Annotated in this window: 17 protein-coding genes and 1 riboswitch; of the genes, 2 read left to right on the forward strand and 15 right to left on the reverse strand. The window is 72.8% G+C overall.

Annotation, left to right across the window (positions count from 1 at the left end):
* Positions 1–23: 23 nt before the first annotated feature.
* The 13 genes from ACZ7OU_RS33840 to ACZ7OU_RS33900 all read right to left on the reverse strand — a co-directional run bounded on the left by ACZ7OU_RS33840 (position 24) and on the right by ACZ7OU_RS33900 (position 14,485).
* On the reverse strand, positions 24–422 hold the full coding sequence (locus ACZ7OU_RS33840) for an ATP-binding protein (RefSeq protein ID WP_470258337.1): 399 nt from the start codon (positions 420–422) through the stop codon (positions 24–26).
* A 73-nt stretch (positions 423–495) separates the two neighbouring features.
* On the reverse strand, positions 496–1,143 hold the full coding sequence (locus ACZ7OU_RS33845; RefSeq protein WP_470258338.1) for a response regulator transcription factor: 648 nt from the start codon (positions 1,141–1,143) through the stop codon (positions 496–498).
* Positions 1,144–1,199: 56 nt separating this feature from the next.
* Positions 1,200–1,652: a DUF6292 family protein gene (locus tag ACZ7OU_RS33850; RefSeq protein WP_470258339.1), complete on the reverse strand. Its 453-nt coding sequence runs from the start codon at positions 1,650–1,652 to the stop codon at positions 1,200–1,202.
* Between the two features lie 65 nt (positions 1,653–1,717).
* Complete coding sequence (locus tag ACZ7OU_RS33855; RefSeq protein ID WP_470258340.1) at positions 1,718–2,416, reverse strand: RraA family protein; 699 nt, start codon at positions 2,414–2,416, stop codon at positions 1,718–1,720.
* Positions 2,417–2,425: 9 nt separating this feature from the next.
* On the reverse strand, positions 2,426–2,755 hold the full coding sequence (cutA, locus tag ACZ7OU_RS33860; protein WP_470258341.1) for a divalent-cation tolerance protein CutA: 330 nt from the start codon (positions 2,753–2,755) through the stop codon (positions 2,426–2,428).
* Between the two features lie 450 nt (positions 2,756–3,205).
* Entirely contained in the window at positions 3,206–4,774 is a 1,569-nt protein-coding gene (locus tag ACZ7OU_RS33865) for an Hsp70 family protein (protein ID WP_470258342.1), read from the reverse strand.
* Between the two features lies 1 nt (position 4,775).
* The gene (locus ACZ7OU_RS33870) at positions 4,776–6,014 is read right to left on the reverse strand and encodes a hypothetical protein (RefSeq protein WP_470258343.1); all 1,239 of its coding nucleotides are present in this window, start codon (positions 6,012–6,014) and stop codon (positions 4,776–4,778) included.
* Complete coding sequence (locus tag ACZ7OU_RS33875; protein ID WP_470244511.1) at positions 6,011–7,486, reverse strand: dynamin family protein; 1,476 nt, start codon at positions 7,484–7,486, stop codon at positions 6,011–6,013. Before ACZ7OU_RS33875 ends, ACZ7OU_RS33870 begins: the two co-directional genes overlap by 4 nt.
* On the reverse strand, positions 7,483–9,336 hold the full coding sequence (locus ACZ7OU_RS33880) for a dynamin family protein (protein WP_470244512.1): 1,854 nt from the start codon (positions 9,334–9,336) through the stop codon (positions 7,483–7,485). The genes ACZ7OU_RS33875 and ACZ7OU_RS33880 overlap by 4 nt, the downstream gene beginning before the upstream one ends.
* 35 nt (positions 9,337–9,371) lie before the next feature.
* On the reverse strand, positions 9,372–10,583 hold the full coding sequence (locus ACZ7OU_RS33885; RefSeq protein WP_470258344.1) for a glycoprotein: 1,212 nt from the start codon (positions 10,581–10,583) through the stop codon (positions 9,372–9,374).
* 129 nt (positions 10,584–10,712) lie between these two features.
* On the reverse strand, positions 10,713–13,283 hold the full coding sequence (locus ACZ7OU_RS33890; RefSeq protein ID WP_470258345.1) for a helix-turn-helix transcriptional regulator: 2,571 nt from the start codon (positions 13,281–13,283) through the stop codon (positions 10,713–10,715).
* A gap of 136 nt (positions 13,284–13,419) precedes the next feature.
* Positions 13,420–14,028 carry a hypothetical protein gene (locus ACZ7OU_RS33895; protein ID WP_470258346.1) on the reverse strand — a complete coding sequence of 203 codons (609 nt, stop codon included), beginning with the start codon at positions 14,026–14,028 and terminating at the stop codon, positions 13,420–13,422.
* Positions 14,029–14,032: 4 nt separating this feature from the next.
* Complete coding sequence (locus tag ACZ7OU_RS33900) at positions 14,033–14,485, reverse strand: LppU/SCO3897 family protein (RefSeq protein ID WP_470258347.1); 453 nt, start codon at positions 14,483–14,485, stop codon at positions 14,033–14,035.
* Positions 14,486–14,616: 131 nt separating this feature from the next.
* Between ACZ7OU_RS33900 and ACZ7OU_RS33905 the strand changes: the two genes are divergently transcribed.
* Positions 14,617–16,023, forward strand: coding sequence for a PI-PLC domain-containing protein (locus ACZ7OU_RS33905; RefSeq protein ID WP_470258348.1), 1,407 nt, complete (start codon positions 14,617–14,619; stop codon positions 16,021–16,023).
* A gap of 13 nt (positions 16,024–16,036) precedes the next feature.
* On the opposite strand, the gene ACZ7OU_RS33910 is transcribed toward ACZ7OU_RS33905, so the two are convergent.
* Complete coding sequence (locus ACZ7OU_RS33910) at positions 16,037–17,920, reverse strand: hypothetical protein (protein WP_470258349.1); 1,884 nt, start codon at positions 17,918–17,920, stop codon at positions 16,037–16,039.
* 214 nt (positions 17,921–18,134) lie between these two features.
* Here ACZ7OU_RS33910 and ACZ7OU_RS33915 point away from each other — a divergent pair, with 214 nt between their 5' ends.
* A complete protein-coding gene (locus tag ACZ7OU_RS33915) occupies positions 18,135–19,292 on the forward strand; it encodes an FAD-dependent monooxygenase (RefSeq protein ID WP_470259024.1) in 1,158 nt (385 codons plus the stop codon).
* Here the strand turns inward: ACZ7OU_RS33915 and metH are convergent.
* Positions 19,274–22,927: a methionine synthase gene (gene metH / locus ACZ7OU_RS33920; protein WP_470244519.1), complete on the reverse strand. Its 3,654-nt coding sequence runs from the start codon at positions 22,925–22,927 to the stop codon at positions 19,274–19,276. The two genes, ACZ7OU_RS33915 and metH, sit on opposite strands and share 19 nt — an antisense overlap.
* Before the next feature lie 14 nt (positions 22,928–22,941).
* Positions 22,942–23,020: riboswitch (S-adenosyl-L-homocysteine riboswitch) on the reverse strand.
* Positions 23,021–23,036: the final 16 nt, after the last annotated feature.

Raw genomic sequence — 23,036 nt, forward strand, 5'->3', positions numbered from 1 at the left:
GGACGCCCGCCCGGCACGGCGCGTCAGCCGGCCAGCTCGGCCGACGGTGCGGACAGCGCGCACCAGACCACCTTTCCGGGACCGTGGCTCGTCGTCCCCCAGGCCAGGGACAGGCGCTCGACGAGAACCAGGCCCCAGCCGCCGTCGGCGCCGGGCGGCCGCCGCACGGGTGGCGCCGGGTCGTCGTCGAAGACCTCGATGCGCACGTGCCCGGCCCCGACGCTCAGCCGGAGCACCGGGTGGCCGGCGCCGTGCCGCAGCGCGTTGGTCGCGAGCTCGGTGACGATCAGCAGGGCGTCGTCGACGACGGTGCCGCAGGCCCAGGCCGTCAGGGTGAGCCGGGCGAACCGGCGCACGAGCGCCAGGCCGCCCGCCGGATCGGTCAGGCCGCACTCCGCGACGAGCGGCGCCGGGATGTCCACGGCGTCCAGCCTGCCGGGCCGCCCCACCGTCGGACGAGATGCAAACCGGGACCGCGCGGGTGATGCAGGTGCATCAGCCGATGAGGCCCTCCCGGCGGGCCACGGCGACCGCTTCGAGCTTCGACCGCGCGCCGAGCTTCTCCAGCACCCGCTGCACGTGGTTGCGCGTGGTGTTGCGGGAGACGCCGAGCCGCGTCCCGATCTCCTCGGTGGTGGCGCCCTCCGCGAGCAGGTCCAGGGTCTCGCGCTCCCGGGCGGTGAGCTCCGCGCCGCGGACGGGCAGCCGGCCGGTGAGCCGGTCGAAGATCTCGGGCAGCAGCTCCGGGTCGAAGACCACGCCGCCCGCGGCGACGTCGCGCACCGCCGACTCCAGCACGCCGAGCTGCGACGACTTGAGCAGCAGCCCCGCCCCGCCGGCCTTCGCGACCTGCACGGCGACCGCCGGCGTCGCGTCCCCGGTCAGCACCAGCACGCGCGCGCCGCCGGAGCCGAGCTCCGCGATGACGCCGAGGGCGTCACCGTCGGCGAGGCGCCGGTCCAGCACCACGACGTCCGGGGCGTGCTCGCGCGTGTCGGCGACGGCTTCGGTGCGCGAGCGGGCCCGGCCGACCACGGTGATCCCGTCGGCGCGCTCTAGGGCCAGCTGCAGCGCCTCCGCCACCATGTCGTGATCCTCCACGAGGAGGACGCGGACGGGGTTCGGTGCCTCGGCGCTGCTCACGGGGTTCCCTCGGTGGACGGATCACTGGCGGCCCATCCTAGGCGTCCCGGCGCGCGTCACCACCCGGGCGAGCTCGTCCGCAGCAGTCCTTCGGGCCCGGTGACCGGCAGCCGGTCGACGAGCTCTTCGTGACGGCCGGGCTCCCGCAGCACCGGCGGCCGGGCCGGGCCGGCGACCTCCAGCCGGTCGACGAACCGCACGACGGCCTGCGGCGGCGGGATGACCTCGGCCCCGCCGAGGTAGGCGAGCACCTCCGGCTCGTCGCCGCCCGCGGGCTCGACCACCGCCGACCAGCCGTGCACCTCGTGCCAGATCAGCGCCAGGTCGTGGCCGGGACGGTCCGGGAGCTCGCGGTCGAGGGCGACGTAGCCGGAGGTGGGCACGTCGAGGTCCAGCGAACACGATTCGTACCCGACGCCGACCGCGCGGGCGACCCGCGCGAGGTAGGCCCGCAGTCCGCGGGCGAAGTGGTATTCGCTGTCCCTGCCGAAGTCGATGAGCGTGTTCATGGTTCCGCCTCCCGCGCCGCCGCAGCGCCCCGGATACCCCCTTCGGCGGAACGTCACACTTTCGGTTACTCCTCGACCGCGCCGCCGACGGCCCGCAGGTGCGCGCGGAACGTCAAGGCGGGATCCGTTTCGCGGGCGGCGAGGAAGTCGGCGAAGCGAACCTGGTCCCGCAGCGACTCGCCGCCCCGGATCCGCTCGGCCTGGCGGCGTTCGGTGTCGCGGATGCCTTCGGCGAGGGTGAACAGCTCGTCCGCGCGGTCGAGCGGGAGGAAGACGACACCGTCGTCGTCCCCGGCGACGAGGTCCGACGGCCCGATCCGCCAGGTCCCGACGATCGCTTCGCCGAGCCCGCCGTCGACGCGCGGGCCGAGGCTGAGCGGGCCGGTGGGGATCGAGCCGAGGCTGAACACGGGGAGGCCGATCGCGCGGACGTCGGCGGTGTCGCGGTGCAGGCCCCAGATCACGACGCCGGCGAGCCCGGCGGCGCGCGCTTCGAGCACCATGAGGTCCCCGACGCAGCTTTCGTCGAGGCGGCCGCCGTTGTCGACCACGAGCACCCCGCCCGCGGGGGCGTGCTCGAAGGCTTCCAGGAAGACGTCGACGCTGCCGACGTGCCGAGCCGGGACGGCCGGCCCGAGCAGCCGGCTACCGGGCACGACGGCGCGCGTCGCCGCCGGGGCGCAGCGCACGGGGAGGCCGGCGCGGATGCACGCGTCGGCGAGGTGGGCGGTGGTCAGCTGCTCGAACCGCGTTCCGATGTCCATACCCTAAAGCTAACCACCGTTCCCGCTTTCGGTGGTCACCCAGGTGAGGTAGTCCGCACTGCCGCCCTCGATCGGCGTCGCGATGACCTCGGGCAGGTCGTAGGTGTGCAGGTGGTTGATGCGCTCGGTGAGGGCGGGCACCCGGGCGGCGGTGGTCTTGATCTCGACGCGCCACTCCTGGTCGGTCCGCACCTCGCCCTCCCAGCGGTAGACGCTGGTCACCGGCCCGACGATCTGTGCGCAGGCGCCGAGTCGCTCGTCGATGACCTGCGCGGCCAGGTCGCGGGCCGCGGTCTCGGAGTCGGTCGTGGACGTCACGATCACGTGCTCTGCCGCCATGGGGCGAGGTTACCGGCGGTGTGGGGGGTGCATCGCGACCGCGCCGAGCAGCGGCTGAGCCGCGCCACTTGACGGCGAGCAGGCCGGCCGGACCGGTTCCGGGGCACCGGGCCGCTCACCGCACCCGGCCGAATCGCACCGCCACGCCCGGACGCCTCCGAGGACAGCGGGCCACTCACCCCGACCGAGCCGGGCCGAATCGCGGCGGAGCCGCACGGCCCAGCCACAACGCCTCCGGATCAGCTGGGCCGGCTCCCACCCCCTCGGTGGGAGCCGGCCCAGTATCCGGCGACCGGGCCGGCCCCCGAACCGCACGCGCCGACCCGGCCCCTCACCCCGGCGGCCGGTACTGCTCCTCGCAGCCGCACGCCGGCGCGACCGCGGCGGAACCCTCGCGCCGCCGGGAACTTCTCCCAGCCACCTCATCGCGACGCCACGGAACTCCTCACCTCACGGTGTGGGCTTCGTGCTCGTCGAGGTCGTCGCTGTCGTGGTCGTCGTAGGCGTGGTCGTCTTCGTCGGCGTCGTCGTGCGGGGCGGGGTCTTCCGCCGGGTCGTCGCCGGGTTCGTGCGCGGGACCGCCGCCGTCGTGTGGGTTGTCTCCGGGGCCTCCGGAGACGGCACCGACACCAGCGTCGGCGTCTCGCTCTCCGAACTCGTCGCCGGTGGGGTTACACCGGACGGACTCCCGCCCGAACTGCTCACCGCGACCGCCACCCCGCCGATCGCCACCACCGCCACCGCGCACAGCCCCACCACGACGCCGCGGCGCGACGCCCGCCGTCCCGGGGTCGCCTCGGTCTTGGCTCGGCCCAGTGACGGCGGCGGTGCCCCCGCGCCGAACCCGGGCGTCGCCAGTGTCTTCGTCTCCTCGCGCGGTGCCGGGACGCGCGGAACCGGGGGCGGCGGGGGTACCGGCCGGATCGCCGGTTGGGACCGCGTCGCCTGGACCAGGCCCGATCGGCCGGACGCCAGTGCCGCCGCCCCCAGCGCCACCCCGTACTTCGGGTGGATGTCGACCGCCGTCGGGCGACCGAGCTCGGCCGATACCAGCTGGGACACCAGCGGGATCCGGGACGAGCCGCCGACCAGGAGCACCGCGCCGAGGTCGGCCGGGCGCAGGTTCGCCGAACGCAGCGCCCGGTGCAGGGAGCCGATCGTCGCCGTGATCGACGGGCGGATCATCTCCTCGAACTCGCCGCGGGTCAGGCGCACCTCCGTCTGCACCGACGGCAGCAGCACCGGAACGGCCGTCTCGGTGTCGGCCGACAGGGCTTCCTTCGCCAGCACGCATTCCTGGCGCAGCCGCACGACCGCGGCCACCGCGCCCGGGTCGTCCGGGTCGATCTGCGACAGCTTCCCGTCGAGCGCCCGGTCGACGTGCCCGAACACCGCTTCGTCGAAGTCGACGCCGCCGAGGCCTTCGATGCCCTCCGGGCTGCCGAGGATCTCGAACCCGTTGCCGCGCTTGCGCAGCACCGTCGCGTCGAACGTGCCGCCGCCGAGGTCGTACACCGCGACGACGGCGCCGTCCTCCAGCCGCTCCTGCGACGCGTAGTGCGCCGCCGCGGCCTCGGGCTCGGTGATCAGGCCGACGCGGTCGATCCCGGTCAGCCGCGGCACCTGCTCGAACAGCTCCCGCTTGTACGGCCCCCAGTTCGCCGGGTGCGTCAGCGTGATCCGGTCCGGCCGGCCGCCCTGCTGCCCGGCGACCGTCCGCACCACGTACCCGAGCAGGTGCGCCATCAGCGACGCCACCGAGTGCGGCGCGCCGCCGAGCAGCACCGGCGTCGGGTCGCCCAGGCGCCGCTTGAACTCCCGCGCCACGCGGTCCGGTTCGACGGCCGCGCGCCGGCTCGCCGCGTCCCCGACCAGCACGCTGCCGTCGGCCCGCAGCAGCACCACCGACGGGATGGCCGCCGTCCGGTCGCCGAGCGACACCATCTCGACGTGGCCGGCGCTGTCGACGGCGGCGGCCGTGAAGGTCGTGCCGAGGTCGATGCCCAGTCCGTAGCCCATGTCAGCCTCCGCCGGCGGTGTGCGCGTGATCGAAAGTCGGGTGCTCGTCCGGAACCCGGTCCGGTTCTTCGAGGTGGTCTTCGTGCGCCTGCGGGCCGGGTGGCTCCACCGGGGGCAGGTCGTGCGGCTCGGGCGGTGGATCGTCCGGCGGGTGCCCCGCGTCCGGCGCGTGGTCCGGCTCCGGCCGGTGGTCGGGCTCGTGGTGGCGCGGCGGCTCGAACGGGTGCTCCTTCTCCGCCGGGTGCGGCCGGGTGCCCGTGACCTCGCCGGCGTCGTGGTGCTCCGGCTCGGGTTCGGTGGCGAAACTGTGCTTCGCCACCGGGTGCTCGGCCAGCGAGTTCGAGGCGGCCAGTGTCGTCGTAGTCTCGACCGCGACCGGCTGCGGCGCCGGCGTGTCCACTGTGGACGGCTGGCGGCTGAACGTCACGACCGGCGCGGACGGCGTCCCGGGCAGCGACGGCGCCGGCGCGGTGACCTGCGCGGTCACCGTGGCCCCGCGGCCCTTGTCGGCGATCACCTCGGTCTGGTGGATGGTCGGCCCGGCCGGCTCGCCGAAGGGGTCGTCGGCGCTGGCCTGCTGGTCCACGGTGACCCCGACGTCGATCCCCGGCGGCCCGGTTTCGGCCTCGTCGAGGACGACCGTCTCCTCCTGGAACACCTCGATGTCACCGTGCCCCGGCGCGTCCGGGGTGAGCTCGTAGGTCAGCGAACCCTGGTGCTCGACGGTGATCGTGCCGTCCGGGTTCTCGTGGACGACGATGTCGGCGTCCTGGACGATGTCGATGTCCGTGTCGCCGGGCGTCCCGTCCCCGGGCACGACGATGTGCTGGTGGTCGGTGTACACCTCGTCCCGGCCGTTGTTGTGCACCACGAACCGCTCGGTCGCGTCGATGACGAAGTTGCCGAACTCGTCCTCGTGGACTTCGATCTGCTCGAACTCCTCGACAGTCGGCAGCTCCTTCAGCGGCAGGCCGTCGGTGGTCTCCGGGTGCCAGACCGTGCCGGTCCGCGCTTCCACGTGGCCGTCTTCGCCCCGGGTGACTGTGCTGGTCTCGACCTGCGGCACGTACTCGTGGGCGGGGGTGTCGTGCGGGGTCTGGGCGGCGGCCGGTTCCGGCTGCGGCGGCGGTGCCGACGCGGCGGGCGACCCGGGCGTGAGCGCATTGCCCGCCACCTCCGACGCGACGGCGCCGGCGACGGCCGCGGCCGCCTTCTTGATCTTCTTCGGCAGCTCGTTCACGACAAGACCTCCGCCCTGGCTTCGCTGAGCAGGATTCCTTCGCAGGTGCGCACCAGCACGCGGGCCGCGTCGCGGACGTCGCGCGGGGAGGCGGGGTGCTCGGCGCGCCGCTGCCACCTCAGCAGCTGCGCGCCGAGCGCCTGCCGGACCGCGGCGCGGCCCGCGTCCCCCGGCAGGGCCAGCCGGCTCGCCACGTCCACCCCGGCCGCGCCGAGCAGCCGTTCCGCGTCGCGGGCCTCGTCGGTCGTGAAGAGCACGACGCCGAGCCGGATCGAGTCGATCAGCTGGATCTCGGCGAACTCGTGCGCCCCGGCGACGATCCGTTCCCATTCGTGCAGCAGCCCGCCGGTGCGGTCCGGGTAGGCGCGCAGCACCAGTTCGGCCGCCTGCAGCGCCGAACGCGCCTTGAGGACGTCGGCGCGCGCGGCGAACTGGGTGGTCAGCAGCGACCGCAGCCGGTGCAGGCCGCTGCGGGCGAGCAGCTCGCCCGACAGTGCCCGCGCGCCGGTCACCAGGCCACTGCGCGTCAGCTCGACCGCCACCCGGACGCCGAACAGCCCGTAGCGGGCCAGCAGGTCCGCGCGCTCGGCCGCCGGGACGTCCACTTCGGACTCCGCGCGGGCGAACCGGTCGGCCGACGTCAGCAGCCTCGCCACCTCCGCCTCCGGCGCGGCAGCCAGCAGCCGGAACGCGCGGTACTCGGACTCCTTCAACGACGCGGCGGAGCTGGCCAGCAGGCCGGCCACCGGGACCACGGTCTGGCACAGGCCGCGGACCCGGGAGTCGCGGGCGTAACGCTCGGCGATCTTGGCGGCCGAGTCGAGCGCGTCGCTCCGGGCGTGCCCGACCTCGTCGGCCCTCGACAGCACGCCGATGGTGTTCACCGGGCGCCGCTGCGCCGGGTCGTCGTGGAAGGCGTCGAGGAACCGGACGTCGTCGCCGTGGACGTGGCGCATCAGGTACACCACGGCGTCCGCGGTGCCGACGCCGTCACCCTCGGGGACCAGCGCGACCTCGGTGCGTTCGGACACCTCCGAGCGCGCCGAACCCAGCCCGGGCGTGTCGATCAGCGTCATCGCCCGCAGTGCCGGCGACGGCCAGTCGACGACGAGCCGGTCGACGTCGCCGGGCGCCATGCCGAGCTCGAGGCCGAGCGTGCCGGAAAGGCGGCCGAACGGCAGCTGGCGCGGCATCCCGCGGACCGGGTGCAGCATGATCCGGTAGGTCGGGCCGTTGCGGTACCAGGTGACGACGCGGGTGCACTCCCCCGCGTCCGTCGCCGCCAGCTCCTGGCCGACGAGCGCGTTGAGCAGGGTGGACTTGCCGGCCTTGACGCGGCCGGCGATGGCGACGCGCAGCGGTTCGGCGAGCCGGCCGGCGATCTGCCGCAGCTGCGGCTCGGCCGGGGTGCCGGCGTACCCGGCGCACGCGCGGGCGACGAACCCGCGGACCTGGACGTAGAGGGGGGTCATCGCGTCACCGCCGGGACGGGTGCGGGCACGGCTTTGGGGGCGCTGCGCAGGGTGAGCTCGTCCGCACGCCGGCCGAGCACTTCGAGGGCTTCGATGTCGGCCTCCAGGCGTTTCAGCTCGCCCGTCTCGGCGTCGTCGTCGACGACGGCCTTCTTCGCGTTGGCGAGCGCTTCGGTCAAGGAGCGCTGAAGTTCTTCGACGCGCGCGCTGTAGGCGTCGCGGAGTTCTCTTTGGACGGTCCGCATCGCGTCGCGGGAGTCCTTGCCGACCTGGAGGTTGAACTCGTCGACGAACCGGCGCACGGCCGTCTTGGCCAGGCCGCGGCGCTTTTCCAGCTGCCGCTTGCGTTCGTCCATGAAGCCGGAGCGGCCCATGAGCAGGCCGGCCGCGACACCGAACGGCGTGGGGATGGCCAGCGCGGCCATCTTGGTGAGCATGGAGAACATCAGGAACCCGCTGTAGGCCTTCTGGAACGCGGCCATCCCGGTGGTGCCGCGGGTCTTGACGCCGGTGAACGACGAGTCGATGTCGATCTCCTCGACGACCTGGACCGGCGCCTGCACCTCGCGCGGCAGCACGGCCTGGGACTCGGCGAGCTCGAAGTGCTCCGCGACGCGGGAGGCGAGGCCGCGGGCCTGCTTGATGAAGGTCGCGTAGTTCTCGAGGGTCTCGTTCGCGAGCCGCTGGCGCAGCCACTTCTCGAACTCGGCCCAGTTCTTGGCGGGGTCGCCTTCTTCGATGGCCTCTTCGGCCTCGTGCAGCACACCGCGAGAGCGGGCGCGCAGGTCGTAGTCCACATCGGACGAAATGTCGGCGAAGCCGTCGAAGAGCAGCTGCTGCCACTTCGCGGACTGGCTGCGCAGCGCGTCGACGCGGTCGTTGACCCGGGTCAGCTCCGCGACGAGCGCGGCGGACTGCTCGGGGTGCGCGAGGGACGTGCGGCGGGCGCGCAGGGCGGCGTTGAGCTGGCCGACCGCGGACCCGACGTGCAGGCCCACGGCGTTGAGCGCGGACCGTTCGGCGTCGCCGACGACGCTCTGCAGCCGCTTGACCAGCTGCGGAAAGCCGGATTCGACGTTCAGCTCCTGGTCGGCCGAGCGCGCCGCGACGGTGCGCAGCTCCGAGGAGACGGCGACGGTGTCGATGGCGATCCCGCACGCTTCGAGGTGGCCGGCGTTGAGCTCGAGGATGCGCCGCCACTGCGGGTAGAGGTCGATCTTGGTGAGGACGAAGTAGACGCTCGGGCAGAGCTCTTTCACCGTCCGGAGGAACCGCAGCTCGGCGCCGGTGAGCTCTTGCGAGGCGTCGGAGAGGAAGAGGACGGCGTGCGCCCGCGGCAGCGAGCTGACCGTGACGGCGTTGTGCAGCGAGCCGAGGCCGCCGACGCCGGGGGTGTCGACCAGCACCAGCCCTCCGGAGAGCAGCTGGCGGCTGATCGACGCCGTGACGGACTTGAGCTTGCGGACGTTGCCGGGGTTCCCGGCTTCACTGACGTGGGTGGGAAGGTCTTCGAGGGAGATCCGCTCGGTCCACGGCGGCGACGACGGGTCGGCCGGCTCGTAGGTCGCCAGAGCCCCGGACTCCGGCGCGAACCGGACGACGGTCGGCACCGCGGTCGCGATGTCGTCGTCGACCGGGCAGATCTTCGCGGTCAGCAGGGCGTTGATGAGCGAACTCTTGCCCTGCTTGAACTCCCCGACGACGTAGACGGTGACGTCCGGTTCGGACAGCAGGCGCCGGGCGTCGGTGAGGCGCTGGACGAGATCGTCCCGTCCGTAGGCCGCCGCTCCCTTGACCGCGAGGTCGAGGGTGTCGAGGGCGATGCGCCCCCCGCCACTCGGCTCCTGCATGACCGCTCCTTCATTCCTTACTGTTCTTCGCCGGCTCAGTAGTGGTCGGCGTCGTGGTGGTGGTGCTCGTCGTGGTGGTCCTGGTGGTGACCGCCGGCGTGGTGGTGCTCGTGCTCGTGGCTCTCGTGGCCGTGGTGCTCGGTGGACGCCTGCTCGTTGAACTGGTTTCCGCCGTGGTGGCCGCTCGCGCCCTGCTCGTTCTGGAAGATGCTGCCGTGGCCGCCGGTCGAGGCCTGCTCGTTGAACTGGTTGTCGCCGTGGCCGGAACCCTGCTCGTTCTGGAAGATGTTCCCGTGGCCGCCCGTGGAAGCCTGCTCGTTGAACTGGTTCCCGTGGCCGCCCGAACCTTGCTGGTTCTGGAAGATGCTGCCGCTGCCGCCGGTCGAGGCCTGCTCGTTGAACTGGTTGCCGCCGTGGCCGCCCGAGCCCTGCTCGTTCTGGAAGATGCTTCCGTGGCCGCCCGTGGACGCCTGTTCGTTGAACTGGTTGCCGCCGTGGCCGCCGGAACCCTGCTCGTTCTGGAAGATGTCGCCGCGGCCGCCACCCGTGGAAGCCTGCTCGTTGAACTGGTTCTCACCGTGACCGCCGGAACCCTGCTCGTTCTGGAAGATGTCACCGCGACCGCCCGTGGAAGCCTGCTCGTTGAACTGGTTCCCACCGTGACCGCCGGAACCCTGCTCGTTCTGGAAGATGTCACCGCGGCCGCCACCCGTGGAAGCCTGCTCGTTGAACTGGTTCCCACCGTGACCGCCCGAGCCCTGCTCGTTCTGGAAGATGTCTCCCACGCCGCCGCCGGTCGAGGCCTGCTCGTTGAACTGGTCGCCGCCGTGGCCGCCCGAACCCTGCTCGTTCTGGAACACGTCACCGTGGTGGCCGGCGGACGCCTGCTCGTTGAACTGGTTCCCGCCGCGGCCGGAGCCTTGCTCGTTCTGGAAGATGTCACCGCGGCCACCGCCCGTGGAGGCCTGCTCGTTGAACTGGTTCCCGCCGTGGCCACCGGAGCCCTGCTCGTTCTGGAAGATGTCTCCCACGCCGCCGCCAGTCGAGGCCTGCTCGTTGAACTGGTCGCCACCGTGACCACCCGAGCCCTGCTCGTTCTGGAAGATGTCGCCGCGACCGCCCGTCGACGCCTGCTCGTTGAACTGGTTCCCACCGGAACCACCCGAACCCTGCTCGTTCTGGAAGATGTCCCCGCCACCACCGGCCGAAGCCTGCTCGTTGAACTGGTTCCCGGATGAATTCGTCATCGTGTGCGCTCCTGACATTCGGATCGGTGAAGCCCTCGCCCCTCCGTTGTCATCCAGTCTCGGACCAATGGGCGGCCGGGTCATGAGTAGCGGCTACTCGGCTTCCGCACTGCCTCCGCTGCGGACTACCTATGGACCGTCGCCGGGACTACTCCCCGACACGAGCGGGCCTACCACCGATGCCAGCTCGCGGCGGCCGGAAATACCCAGCTTCGCGTAGACCCCGTGCAGCACGTTGTCGACCGTGCGCACCGACACCACCAGCCGGTCCGCCACCGCGCGGCTCGTCAGGCCCGTCGCCACCAGGCGGGCGATCTCCAGCTCCCGGACCGTCAGGTCCAACGGTGTCTCCAGCGACGAAAGGGCCGGCGTCGCAGCGTCCTCACAGGACGCCAGCCACCCCCGCGCGCGCTGGGCCGACATCGCCGCGCTGCCGTTCTTGCCCTCCTCGCGGTACACCCGCGCCGCCTCGGCCGATGCCTCCGCCGCCAGCAGCCGCGCGCCCGCGTCGGCGAACGACGACGCCACCTCGTCCAACGCCGCACCGTCCGAAACCGCCGACGCGTGCGCCGCGTACAGCTCCGCCATCCCGCCCGCGGAAGGGATCGCGCCGGGCGAACCCCCGAACCGGAGCAGGTCGTGGCGGATCTCGGCCGCGATCGCGAGCCTGCCGTCTTCCGAAGCGGCCGAAGCCGCCGAAGCACCCAGGGCCAACGCCCGGGACAGCTCGCCCCGCGCCGCGGCGACCCACGCGCCGTCCCAGTCGCCGAGTGGCTCCGCGACGCGGCCGCTCATCGCCGTTGCCCGGACCAGAGCCGCGGCGACGGCGGGGCGGAACTCGTGCGGCTGGTCGTGCGCGTCGGCGGCCAGGGCCTCCCGCAGCCAGCGGATCGCGCCGCGGACGTTGCCGTAGGCCAGCGCGACCGTCCCCAGCGACGCCGCCGCGCCCGCGACCGCGGGGCCCCACCGGTCCCGGACGGCGTCCCGGTAGTCGTCGCCGGCCCGGTCTTCGGCCTCCTCGAGCCGGCCCGCCCGGCACAGCGCGACGATCCGCGCGTGCTCCAGCCGGACCCGCGCCCCCGGCGCGAAGGCGTCCGAGATCCGGGACGCGATCTCCAGTCCCTCGTCGATGACGCCGAGACACGCCTCCGTCCGCCCGGTCGACGCCAGTGCCCCGGCCGCGACCACCAGCGCCGCGAGCCGGAGCGCGTCGCCGCGGCGGTTGCGGTCCAGCACCGGTCCGAGCAGGTCCAGGGCCTCGCGCGACGCGCCCGCCGCCGCGCGCAGGGCCGCGCGGGCGGTCGCCAGCTCGTCCGAGGCCAACGCCCCGGACACCGCCGTCTCGGCGGTGTCCAGCGCCGCGGCGGCCTGCTCGAAGCGGTCGAGGCCGAACGCCAGGTTCCGGGCCCTGGTCGCGGCGACGCGGGCGTGCTGCGCGTCCGACACCGTTTCGCCCGCGAGCTCGGACAGCAGCGAGTCGGCGTCGGCGTGCCGGCCGCCGGCCACCCGGACCTGGGCGAGCAGGAACTTCGCGCCGAAGCCGCCGCCCATCCGGACGGCTTCGGCCGCCAGCTGCTCGGCCTGCGGGAAGTCCTTGCGCAGCAACGTCTCCGCCGCCGCGCGGACCAGCTGCGGGTCGGTCGGCAGCCCGGCGGCCAGGCGCCACCGCACCAGCCGCGGCTTGTCCTCGGCACGGCGTGCGCCGGTGAGGTCCAGGGTCTGCGCGAGGATCCGGTAGGTGTCGCGCTGGCGCAGCGGCGACGTCCGGCGCCGGATCACGTCGGCGTAGAGCGGGTGCGCGAGACGGACGTTCAGCCGCCGCCCGGTCCGTTCCGAAACGACCAGGCCGGCCTGCTCCATCGAGGCGAGGACGCGGCCGGCGCCGAGGCGCACCAGCGGTTCGCTGCCCAGCGGCTCCCCGAAGGCGAGCAGGTCCAGCAGCCGCCGTTCGTCGGCGTCGACCCGGTCGGTGCGGGTTTCGATCAGCTCCACCAGCCGCGGGGTCGCCATCAGCGCGCCGCTCCACCGCCACACGCCGTCCTCGGCCGACAGCGAACCGCTGTCGAGACCGCCCTGGATGAGCTCGCGCAGGAACAGCGGGTTGCCCAGGGTCAGGCCCCACAGCCGGTGCTCGGCACCGTCGTCGAGCCGCCCGCCGAGCGCCGCGGTGATCAGCTCGGTCGTCTGTGGACGCGTCAGCTCGCCGATGTCCAGCCGCTCGGCGACGCGGTCCTTCCACATCGCGAACACCGGGTCGGGCACGCTCACGCCGTGCGGCGCGATCACGAGCACGAACGCCGACGCGGTCGCGGCCAGCTGGTGCACCAGGGTCGCGGACAGGTCGTCGAGCAGGTGCGCGTCGTCGACGCACAGCACCAGCCGGCGCCCCTCCGCACCGCGGGTGAGGTGGCCGGCGACCTGGTTGAGCCGGTGCGCGCGGTCCCCCGAGCCGTCCGCGCTGCCGGGCAGGAGGTGGGCGAACGCGCCGAACGGGATCGTCGAGGCCGACGACATCGCGCGCACCCAGTGCGTGCGCGCCCCGCCGCCGGCCAGCTCGGCCAGCAGCACCTTGGCGAGCCGGGTCTTGCCGGCGCCGGCGCGCCCGGTCAGCAGCAGCCCGCACACCTCCGGGTCGGCCAGCGCGCGGCGCGCGAACGCCAGCTCCTGTTCGCGGCCGACCAGCGGCCAGTCGTTCGCCACACCCACTGCCTCCCCAACCCCTCACGGGCTTTTCGGTGCCCGCGCACAACCGTTCCTCGGATAATGAGCGCGGATGGCCCGGCGAAGTACCGAAACCGCGCGACAATTCGATAAGATTTTCAACCAGGAAATATCGCTATTCCCGGTCTCCTGGTGATTCTTTTTCCATTGCGACCATCATTCCTATGACGCGCGGCAGGACCACCGCGTTCCAGCCCGCCATGGCGGTGACGAGCTCCGGTTCCGGGCCGCCGGTCCACACGCGCACCTGGCCCGCGCGCAGGTCCGTGCCGAGCACGGCGGCCCACGGCACCTTCGGCGCGAACCACCGCCGCCGGCGCAGCCCTTCGGCGTCCGCGTCGATCCGCGGGTGCGCGCCCCCGCCGAAGCGGGCGGTGGCGCCGGCCGTGATGGCGTCGACCGCGGCGCGCGCGATCCGCGGGCAGGCCGCCGATTCGACCAGTTCGACCAGCCGCCGCCACGTCTCGCGCGCGTCCTCGAGCTCGCTGCCGCGGCGGAAGGCGTCGAACACGAACCGGCTCCACACCGGGCCGCGGGCCAGGCCCAGCGCGTAGCTGGCCTGGTGCGGCCGGGCCGCCGCGTGGTAGGCGACCCGGTCCACTTCGGCCAGCCGGAAGACCCGGTCACCGATCACGATCACGTCGCCCGCCGCGGCGAGTGTGCGCCCGCCGCTGGAGACCCGGACCTCGCCGGAGCCGGTGAACGAGAACTTCCCGCCCGCCATCGGGCTACTTGCCGGTCTTCGCCAGGCAGAGCACGACGCCGGTCTCGCCTTCCTTGCCCTGCCAGAACACCGAGTCGGCGTCCGGGTACGGCGTGCACGCGCTGATCTGCGCCTCGATCTGGGTTTTGTCCTCGACGCGCGCGACGACCTTGAGCGTCGCCTCGGGCGTCCCGCAGTCGACGATCTTCACGTAGTTCTCGCCGCTTTCGGTGACGCAGTTGCCGACCTGGGCGTTCTCGCCGTTCGACCGGGTGGCCACCCAGACCAGCGCGAGGATCCCGGCGACGACGATCAGGAACACGGTGAGCACGATCTTCTGCCGCCGCTTCGACTTCTTCGGCACGGCGGGCGGCTGGGGCGGCATCCCGGCCTGGGGCATCCCGGGCTGGGACATCCCGGGCTGGGGCGGCACCGGCCGCGTCGGGTCGGGGTATTGGGGTCCACCGGTCTGGGTCATGGCGTTTCCTCCCTCGAACGTCCAGCTGTCGCCTTCTAGGCGTTCCACCCGTGTTCCACGGAGTTCCACCCGGAGCTCGGCGGCACGGGCCAGGATGGGACCGCCCCGTTCCCGACGTGAGGACCCCGAGGATGACCCGACTGCCCGCCTTGGCCGTCACCGCCTTGACCACCGCCGCCCTGCTGACCGGCGGCACGGCCGAAGCCGCGAGCCCGCCGTTCACCTCCTCGGTCTTCCGCGCGACGCACAACAGCTATTCGGGCAGCGTCGACGGCGCGAAGAACTCGATCTCCTACCAGCTCGACCACGGCGTCCGGTTCATCGAGTACGACATCCACGACAACGGCTACGCCACGAACCACGACTACGGCGTCGGGCACGACTCGCCCGGCAACGCCGTCGACCACAGCGGCGGCAACCCCGCGTCGAACAACCTGCGGGACTGGCTGGCCACCGTGAACACGTGGTCGGCGGCGCACCCGACGGCCGCGCCGATCGTCGTCATGCTCGACCTCAAGGACAACCTGACCGACAACGCGAACTTCGCGGAGGGCAACCTCGTCGCGGTCAACCAGGAGCTGGAGTCGGTCTTCGGCAGCCGGCTGCTGCGCGCGCAGGACTACCCGGCCGGGTCGCCGACCGTGGACGCGCTGCGCGGGCGCGTGCTGCCGCTGCTCTCGGGCGACGGCGGCAGCCGCTCCGAGTACAAGCGGGACGTCGGCTACCACCCGGCCGTCGCGATCAACGGCCGCGGGCAGGTCGTCGAGGTGCACGACTCCGGCGGCGGCGCGCTCTGGTACTGGACCGGGACCTACGGCGCCGACGGCCGCGTCACCTGGCTGCGGCACGGGAAGTACGACAGCGGCCAGACCCCGGCGGTCGCGCTGAACGACAACGGCGACCTCGTCGAGGTCCACCAGTCGCAGGGCGCGAGCACGCTCTGGTACCACGTCGGCAAGCTCGGCACCGACGGCGAGATCACCTGGCAGGCCAGCCACCAGTACGACAACGGCGTCCAGCCGACGGTCGCCTTCACCGACGCGACGCACCTGCGGGAGATCCACCAGAGCCAGAGCAGCAGCCAGAACTGGAACTGGACCGGCACGCTGTCGGCCACGACGGTCGCGTGGACCGGCAACGCCAAGACGTCCGACGCGCGGTTCGCCAAGGACACCGCCACCAACGGCGCCCGGCGCGTCAGGGTGTGGACGGGCGCGGACGGCCCGACGCCGTCGAATACCCTGCGCGCGGACACCGCGAGCGTCACGGGTGACCGGATCCGTTACCGGCAGGTCGCGTTCGACGAGTTCCAGAAGGGTGACAGCGCCGAGCTGCAGGAGGGCGCGTTGTTCTACGGCGCGACCGCGACGGAGTCGGCGTTCATCACCTCGGCCCGCCAGTCGGGCAAGCTGGTCCGCGGCTGGGACTTCGACTCGGCGGGCAACGCGACCACGCCGTTGGCCAGCTACCCGGCTTCGAACCACCCATACGACGCCTGGTACGAGACCCTGCTGACCCAGAACGGCGCCGTCGAGTAGGCCCCGGCGTACGTCAGCCGGGGTGGTAGGAGCAGCGGGTGCCGGTGCGGACGCCGTCGCGCAGGACGTCGCCGATCACGGCGTCCGCCGCGGCGATCCGGGTCAGCGCGCGGCGGATCGCCTTGCCCACCGCGATCCGCGCCTTCTCCTCCGCGCCGGCGAACTCGCGGACCCGGCCCGCGAGCCCCGCGGCGGCCGACAGCTCGCCCAGCAGCCAGTCGCGCTCGGTGCGCACCTTTTCCGCCCGGCCCGCGTCGTGATTGGCCTCGTGCTCGTCGAGCTCGGCCTCGAGGTTCGCGAGCCAGCGCCGGTAGTGCGCGGTCGCCGTCCGGTCGAGCATCGGCTGCGCGGACGTCGCCTCGGCGACCACGCCGTGCGCCAGCTCGACCGCGGTCAGCTCGTGGCCCGGGTTGTCCAGCAGCGTCGCCAGGTAGCCCATCCCGACGCTGTGCTCGACCTCGACGGACCGCCCGTCCAGGGCGAAGAGCCAGTGGCCGCCCTGGCGCCGGCACGTGACCCGCCGGTCCGCGACGCGGCCGGCGAAGACGGGCAGCACCATCCCGAGCTGCTCGGCCTCGCGCGTCGCCGCGGCCAGCTCGCGTCCGGCTTCGGCCGAACCCGGCCCCAGCGCCTGCGCGAGCCGGGCGCGGGAAAGCGCCGCGGCCGGCCAGTGGGCCAGCGCGAGGTTGTCGCGCACCGCCGCCCGGAAGTGCTCCGTGGCGCGCTCGGTCTCGCCCGCGGTCAGCATCGCCACGCCCAGCGCGTGCTGCACCGAGCCGAAGCAGGCGACGGCGAGGCTGCCCATCATCGGCAGCCGCGCGAACGGCGTGAGCAGCGCGTACGCGGCCAGCGCCGAGTCGACGTCGGCGAGCAGGTACGCGGACTCGACGATCCCGTACATCGACACCAGCCAGCTGCTCGACCGCGGCAGCAGCGCGAGGTCCTGCCCCCGTAGCCGGGCCAGTGCACCGGCCGCCTCGCGCTCGTCCCCGGCCGAAGCGGCGGCGACGGCCAGCCCGGCGACGAAGGCGTTGTCCACCGCGCTGAGCGTCGGCGAATGCACCGTTTCCCGCAGGACCGGCAGCAACTCGGCCATGCGGCCCTGGTACCAGCGGACCGCCCCGACCTGCGCGGTGTACCAGCCGATCGCGTCGGCGTCGCCGGCCTGCTCGCCCCGCAGGGCACAGGCCGCCGCCCGCGCCTCGGCTTCGTCGAACCGGCCGGCGCGGATGCTGAGCATGACGTCGATCGCGTCGAGCACGAACCCGACCGCGAGGTGGTCGCGTTCGGCCAGCAGGCCGCGCAGGTCGGCGAGCCCGCGCTGGGCGTGCGGGTCGCCGTCGAGGAAGAGGTCGACCGTGCGCCAGAGCAGGCCCATCAGCAGGTCGCTGCGCCGGCCCGTGCGGAAGCCTTCGGTGATCAGCTCCTGCGCGAGCGCGCGGCGCTGGCCGCCGTGGTCCGGGCCGAGCAGGCAGTGGTGGGCCAGGCTCGCGGCCTCGGCCCAGGCGACCGGGTCGCCCGCGCGCTTGGCCTCTTCGAGCACGGCGAGGATCTCGTTGCTCTCGCCCGCCACGTAGTCGGCCTCGCCCGCGAGCCGGGCCTTGAGCCGCAGGGCCAGCGACGACCCCGGGTCGACCGCCGTGCGGGCACTGCGCAACCGCGCCTGCAGCAACGCCGCCGCGGCCGCGCTCCGGTGTTCGTGCACCCACAGCCCGGCCAGGCCCAGCGCGGCGCGCGCCATCCCCGGGCCGTCGCACTCTGCCTCAGCGGCCCGGTAGGCCCGGTCGAACCACTCCCGGCCGGCACGCAGGTCGCCGTCGGCCTCGAGTGCGCGCTCCCCGGTGCGCAGCAGCTCGCCGAGCGCGGTGGCCGCCGGTCGCGTTTCGCTGTCCAGCATCGCCGCCCCCTCTCCCCCGGGAAATGGTGCCCGGGTGACCGGCTGTGGTCAACGTGCGAAAACCGTCGGGAATGTCCAGGTCACGGCCGGGAATTTTCCGCCGTCACCGTCCGCGCGCGGTCCATTCGCGACAGTCGCTGACGGCCGCCGTCAGCGCTTCGCCAGGGACCGGTCAGCCCGCCCGGCGAAGCTCGGTGCCATGAGAAACCACGGCTTGAAAAACCTCAGCGTCCTGATCTCCGGCGCCAGCATCGCCGGCCCCGCCCTCGCCCTGTGGCTCACCCGCTACGGCTGCACCGTCACCGTCGTCGAACGAGCCCCGTCGGTGCGCCCCGGCGGCCAGGCCATCGACTTCAAGGGCGGCACCCACCGGACTGTGCTGGAGCGCATGGGCATCCTCGACGACGTCCTCGCCCACCAGACCGGCGGCACCGACCAGACGATCATCGACGCCGAGGGACGGCCGCAGGCGGTCATCCCCGGCGAGTTCACCGGCGGCGACATCGAAATCCGCCGCGGCGACCTGGCCGACATCCTGTACGAGCGCACCGCGCCGCACTGCGAGTACCTCTTCGGCGACACCATCACCGCGCTGACAGAGACGGCCGACGGCGTCGACGTCACCTTCGCCACCGCCGCCCCGCGCCGGTTCGACCTCGTCGTCGGCGCCGACGGCATCCACTCGAACGTCCGGCGGCTCGCGTTCGGCCCGGAAAGCGACTACGTCCACTTCCTCGGCCACTACTACGCACTGGCCGAGCTCGGCGAGCAGGTCGCGGACGGCACCGCCGTGATGTACAACGAGCCGGGCCGGATGGCCGCGGTCGGCGGCCCGAAGGCGTCGGCGTTCTTCGTCTTCGCCTCGCCCGAGCTGGACTACGACCGCACCGACACCGACACCCAGCGGAAGCTCGTGACCGAGGCCTACCGCGACGCCGGCTGGCGGGTGCCCGCGCTGATCGAGAAGCTCCCCGACGCGCGCGAGTTCTACCTCGACTCGCTCGCCCGCGTGACGATCGACCACTACTCCCGCGGCCGGGTCGTCCTGCTCGGCGACGCCGCCTACGGCAACACCCTCGGCGGCTTCGGCAGCGGCCTGGCGATCGTCGGCGCGTACGTGCTCGCCGGCGAGCTCCTCGAGGCGGACGGCGACCACCGCGCCGCCTTCGCCCGCTACGAAGAGCAGATGCGCGGCTACGCCAAGGTCTCGCAGCGCGGCAGCGCGGGCCCGTTCCTCGCGCCGCCGTCCCGGCTGCGGATCAAGCTGCGGGACTGGACGTTCAAGTCCCGCTTCCTGCTCCGCCTGATGCTCAAGGCGACCGACAACTTCGCCACGGACATCGAACTGAAGGACTACGCCTCGGGCTCGTAGGCCAGGTTCGGCCGCAGCCACTGCTCGACTTCGCCGATCTCGACGCCCTTGCGCCGCGCGTAGTCCTCGATCTGGTCGCGGCCGAGCCGCCCGACGGTGAAGTACTTCGACTCCGGGTGCGCGAAGATCAGCCCGGACACGCTCGCCGCCGGCGTCATCGCGTACGACTCGGTCAGCGCCATGCCCAGCTCGTCCGACTCCAGCAGCTCGAACAGCTCCCGCTTCTGGCTGTGGTCGGGGCTGGCCGGGTAGCCGAGCGCCGGGCGGATGCCGCGGAACCGCTCCGCGTGCAGGTCCTCCAGCAGCGGTTCGGCGTCGGGCTCGAACCAGTCGCGTCGGGCCTTGAGGTGGATGTACTCCGCGAACGCCTCGGCCAGGCGGTCGGCCAGCGCCTTCACCATGATCGCGCGGTAGTCGTCCTGCTCGGCCTCGTACTTCGCGGCCAAGGCGCCGGCACCGTGGATGGCGACCGCGAAGCCGCCCAGGTGGTCGCCCACCGGCGCGATGTAGTCGGCCAGGCAGCGGTTCGCGCGGTCCAGCGGCTTCGACGTCTGCTGCCGCAGCATCGGGAACCCGACGTGCGCGTAGTCGCCTTCGAGCAGGATGTCGTCGCCTTCGCTGTGCGCCGGCCAGAACGCGTACGCGCCCTTCGCGGTGAAGCTGCCGTTCGCGATGATCTCGTCGAGCAGCGTGTTCGCGTCGTCGAACAGCTCACGGGCCACCGGCTGCTCCAGGATGGCCGGGTACTTGCCCTTGAGCTCCCAGGCCAGGAACAGGAACTGCCAGTCGACCATCTCGCGCAGCTCGGTGATGCTCGGCTCGACCACGCGGCGGCCGGTGAACGCCGGGGTCGGCAGGCCGTCGAACGACACCCGCTCCGGGTTCGCCCTGGCCTGCTCGAGGGTCAGCATCGGGCGCCGCTGCTTGCTGGCGTGCTGCTCGCGCAGCACGTCCTGGTCGGCGCGGTTCTTCTCGGCGAGCGCGACCGAGCGGTCCGGGTCCATCAGGTCGGACACGACGCCGACCACCCGCGACGCGTCGAGGACGTGCACCGTCGCGTTGTCGTAGGCCGGCGCGATCTTGACCGCGGTGTGCTGGCGGGACGTCGTGGCGCCGCCGATCAGCAGCGGCAGCTTCAGGCCGCGGCGCTGCATCTCGGTCGCGACGGCCACCATCTCGTCGAGCGACGGCGTGATCAGGCCGGACAGCCCGACCGCGTCGGCGCCTTCGGTGACCGCGGTGTCGAGGATCTTCGCGGCCGGCACCATCACGCCGAGGTCGATCACCTCGTAGTTGTTGCAGCCGAGCACGACCCCGACGATGTTCTTGCCGATGTCGTGGACGTCGCCCTTGACCGTCGCGAGCACGATCTTGCCCTGGCCGCTCGACGACTCCAGCCGGCCCTCCAGGCGCGCCTTCTCCTTCTCCTCCTCCATGAACGGCTCGAGGTAGGCGACGGACCGCTTCATCACGCGCGCGCTCTTCACGACCTGCGGCAGGAACATCTTGCCGGAGCCGAACAGGTCGCCGACGATCTTCATGCCGTCCATCAGCGGGCCCTCGATCACGTCGAGGGGTCGGGCCATCTGCAGCCGCGCCTCTTCGGTGTCGTCGACGATGAAGTCGACGATGCCGTGCACCAGCGCGTGCGACAGCCGCTCGCCGACGGTGCCTTCGCGCCAGGAGAGGTCGACGACGCGCTTGGTGCCGCTGCCCTTGACGTTTTCGGCGAAGCTCACCAGCCGGTCGGTGGCGTCTTCGCGGCGATCGAACAGCACGTCCTCGACCAGTTCGAGCAGGTCGGCCGGGATGTCCTGGTAGACCGCGAGCTGGCCGGCGTTGACGATGCCCATGTCCAGCCCGGCCTGCACGGCGTAGAACAGGAACGCCGAGTGCATCGCCTCGCGCACGATGTCGTTGCCGCGGAAGGAGAACGAGAGGTTCGAGATGCCGCCGCTGGTCCGGGCGCCGGGACAGCGCTCCTTGATCCGCGGCAGCGCCTCGATGAACGCCTTCGCGTAGCCGTTGTGCTCGGAGATACCGGTGGCGACGGCCAGGACGTTCGGGTCGAAGATGATGTCCTCGCCCGCGAACCCGGCCTGCTGCGTCAGCAGGTCGTACGCGCGGCCGCAGATCTCGACCTTGCGGTCGGCCGTGTCGGCTTGGCCTTGTTCGTCGAAGGCCATCACGACGACGCCGGCGCCGTAGTTGCGGATGGTGCGGGCCTGGGCGAGGAACGGCTCCTCGCCCTCCTTGAGGCTGATCGAGTTGACCACGCCCTTGCCCTGCAGGCAGCGCAGGCCGGCTTCGAGCACGCTCCACTTGGAGCTGTCGACCATCACCGGGATCCGGGCCACCTCGGGCTCGGTGGCGATGAGGTTGAGGAACGTCGTCATCGCCTGCTCGGACTCGAGCAGGTCGGCGTCCATGTTGACGTCGAGCAGGTTCGCCCCGCCGCGGACCTGCTCCAGCGCGACGTCGACGGCGCCCTGGTGGTCGTCGGACTCGATGAGCCGCCGGAACCGCTTGGAGCCGGTGACGTTGGTGCGCTCGCCGATCATCACGAAGCCGGTGTCGGCGCCGATGCCGAACGGCTCGAGGCCGCTGAACCGGGTGTGTGTGCGTGGCGCGGGCACCTCGCGGGGCGTGACGCCCTTCGCCGCGGCGGCGATCTTCGCGATGTGCGCCGGGCTCGTGCCGCAGCAGCCGCCGACCAGGTTGACCAGGCCTTCGCGGACGAACCCGCCGATCAGCCCGGCGGTCTCCTCCGGTGTCTCGTCGTAGCCGCCGAACGCGTTCGGCAGCCCGGCGTTCGGGTGGCAGGCGACGTAGGTGCCGGCGATCCGCGACAGCTCCTCGACGTGCGGGCGCATCTCTTCGGCGCCCAGCGAGCAGTTCACGCCGACGACCAGCGGCTTCGCGTGCTCGACCGAGCTCCAGAACGCCTCGACGGTCTGGCCCGAGAGCGTCCGGCCGCTGAGGTCGACGATGGTGACGGAGATCCAGAGCGGCAGGTGGGGCGCGACGTCGCGGGCGGCGGCGATGGCCGCCTTGCAGTTGAGCGTGTCGAAGATCGTCTCGATCATCAGCAGGTCGACGCCGCCTTCGGCGAGCCCGGCGATCTGCTCCGCGTACGCGGCCTTGACCTGCTCGAACGTCACCGCGCGGTATGCCGGGTCGTCGACCTTGGGCGACAGGCTGAGCGTGACGTTGAGCGGGCCGATGGACCCGGCGACGAACCGGCCGCCGAACTCGTCGGCGGCCTCGCGGGCCAGCTGCGCGCCGCGGACGTTCATCTCGTGGACGTGCGCCTCGAGCCCGTAGTCGGCCTGGCCGATGCTGGTGGCGGTGAAGGTGTTCGTGGTGGTGATGTCCGCGCCGGCCGCGAGGTACTGGCGGTGCACGTCGAGGATGACGTCCGGGCGGGTGAGGTTCAGCAGGTCGGGGTCGCCGGTGACGTCGTGGGTGTGGTCGCCGAAGCGGTCGCCGCGGTAGTCGGCCGGGGTCAGCCCGGCGCCCTGCAGCATGGTGCCCCACGCGCCGTCGAGCACCGCCACCCGCTGCCCGAGCAGCTCGCGCAGGCGCGCGGTGGCGTCGGGTTCGCTGGGGGTTTCTCGCGGGGTGATCGGGTTCACCGGCAGCCTCCCTCATCCGGGAGGCGCCCTTGTTCGGTGGATCCCGGTCGAGCGTGGCGGACCCGGCGGTCCGTCGCAGCGCCTCTCGACCTGTGGACCACGGTACTGG

The organism is Amycolatopsis sp. NPDC114505 (assembly GCF_055633615.1).

Coding starts and splice junctions, on each gene's coding strand:
- ACZ7OU_RS33850 (WP_470258339.1), bottom strand. CDS start 1,652: ATGAACACGCTCATCGACTTCGGCAGGGACAGCGAATACCACTTCGCC.
- ACZ7OU_RS33855 (WP_470258340.1), bottom strand. CDS start 2,416: ATGGACATCGGAACGCGGTTCGAGCAGCTGACCACCGCCCACCTCGCC.
- cutA (WP_470258341.1), bottom strand. CDS start 2,755: ATGGCGGCAGAGCACGTGATCGTGACGTCCACGACCGACTCCGAGACC.
- ACZ7OU_RS33865 (WP_470258342.1), bottom strand. CDS start 4,774: ATGGGCTACGGACTGGGCATCGACCTCGGCACGACCTTCACGGCCGCC.
- ACZ7OU_RS33875 (WP_470244511.1), bottom strand. CDS start 7,486: ATGACCCCCCTCTACGTCCAGGTCCGCGGGTTCGTCGCCCGCGCGTGC.
- ACZ7OU_RS33880 (WP_470244512.1), bottom strand. CDS start 9,336: ATGCAGGAGCCGAGTGGCGGGGGGCGCATCGCCCTCGACACCCTCGAC.
- ACZ7OU_RS33885 (WP_470258344.1), bottom strand. CDS start 10,583: ATGACGAATTCATCCGGGAACCAGTTCAACGAGCAGGCTTCGGCCGGT.
- ACZ7OU_RS33895 (WP_470258346.1), bottom strand. CDS start 14,028: ATGGCGGGCGGGAAGTTCTCGTTCACCGGCTCCGGCGAGGTCCGGGTC.
- ACZ7OU_RS33900 (WP_470258347.1), bottom strand. CDS start 14,485: ATGACCCAGACCGGTGGACCCCAATACCCCGACCCGACGCGGCCGGTG.
- ACZ7OU_RS33905 (WP_470258348.1), top strand. CDS start 14,617: ATGACCCGACTGCCCGCCTTGGCCGTCACCGCCTTGACCACCGCCGCC.
- ACZ7OU_RS33910 (WP_470258349.1), bottom strand. CDS start 17,920: ATGCTGGACAGCGAAACGCGACCGGCGGCCACCGCGCTCGGCGAGCTG.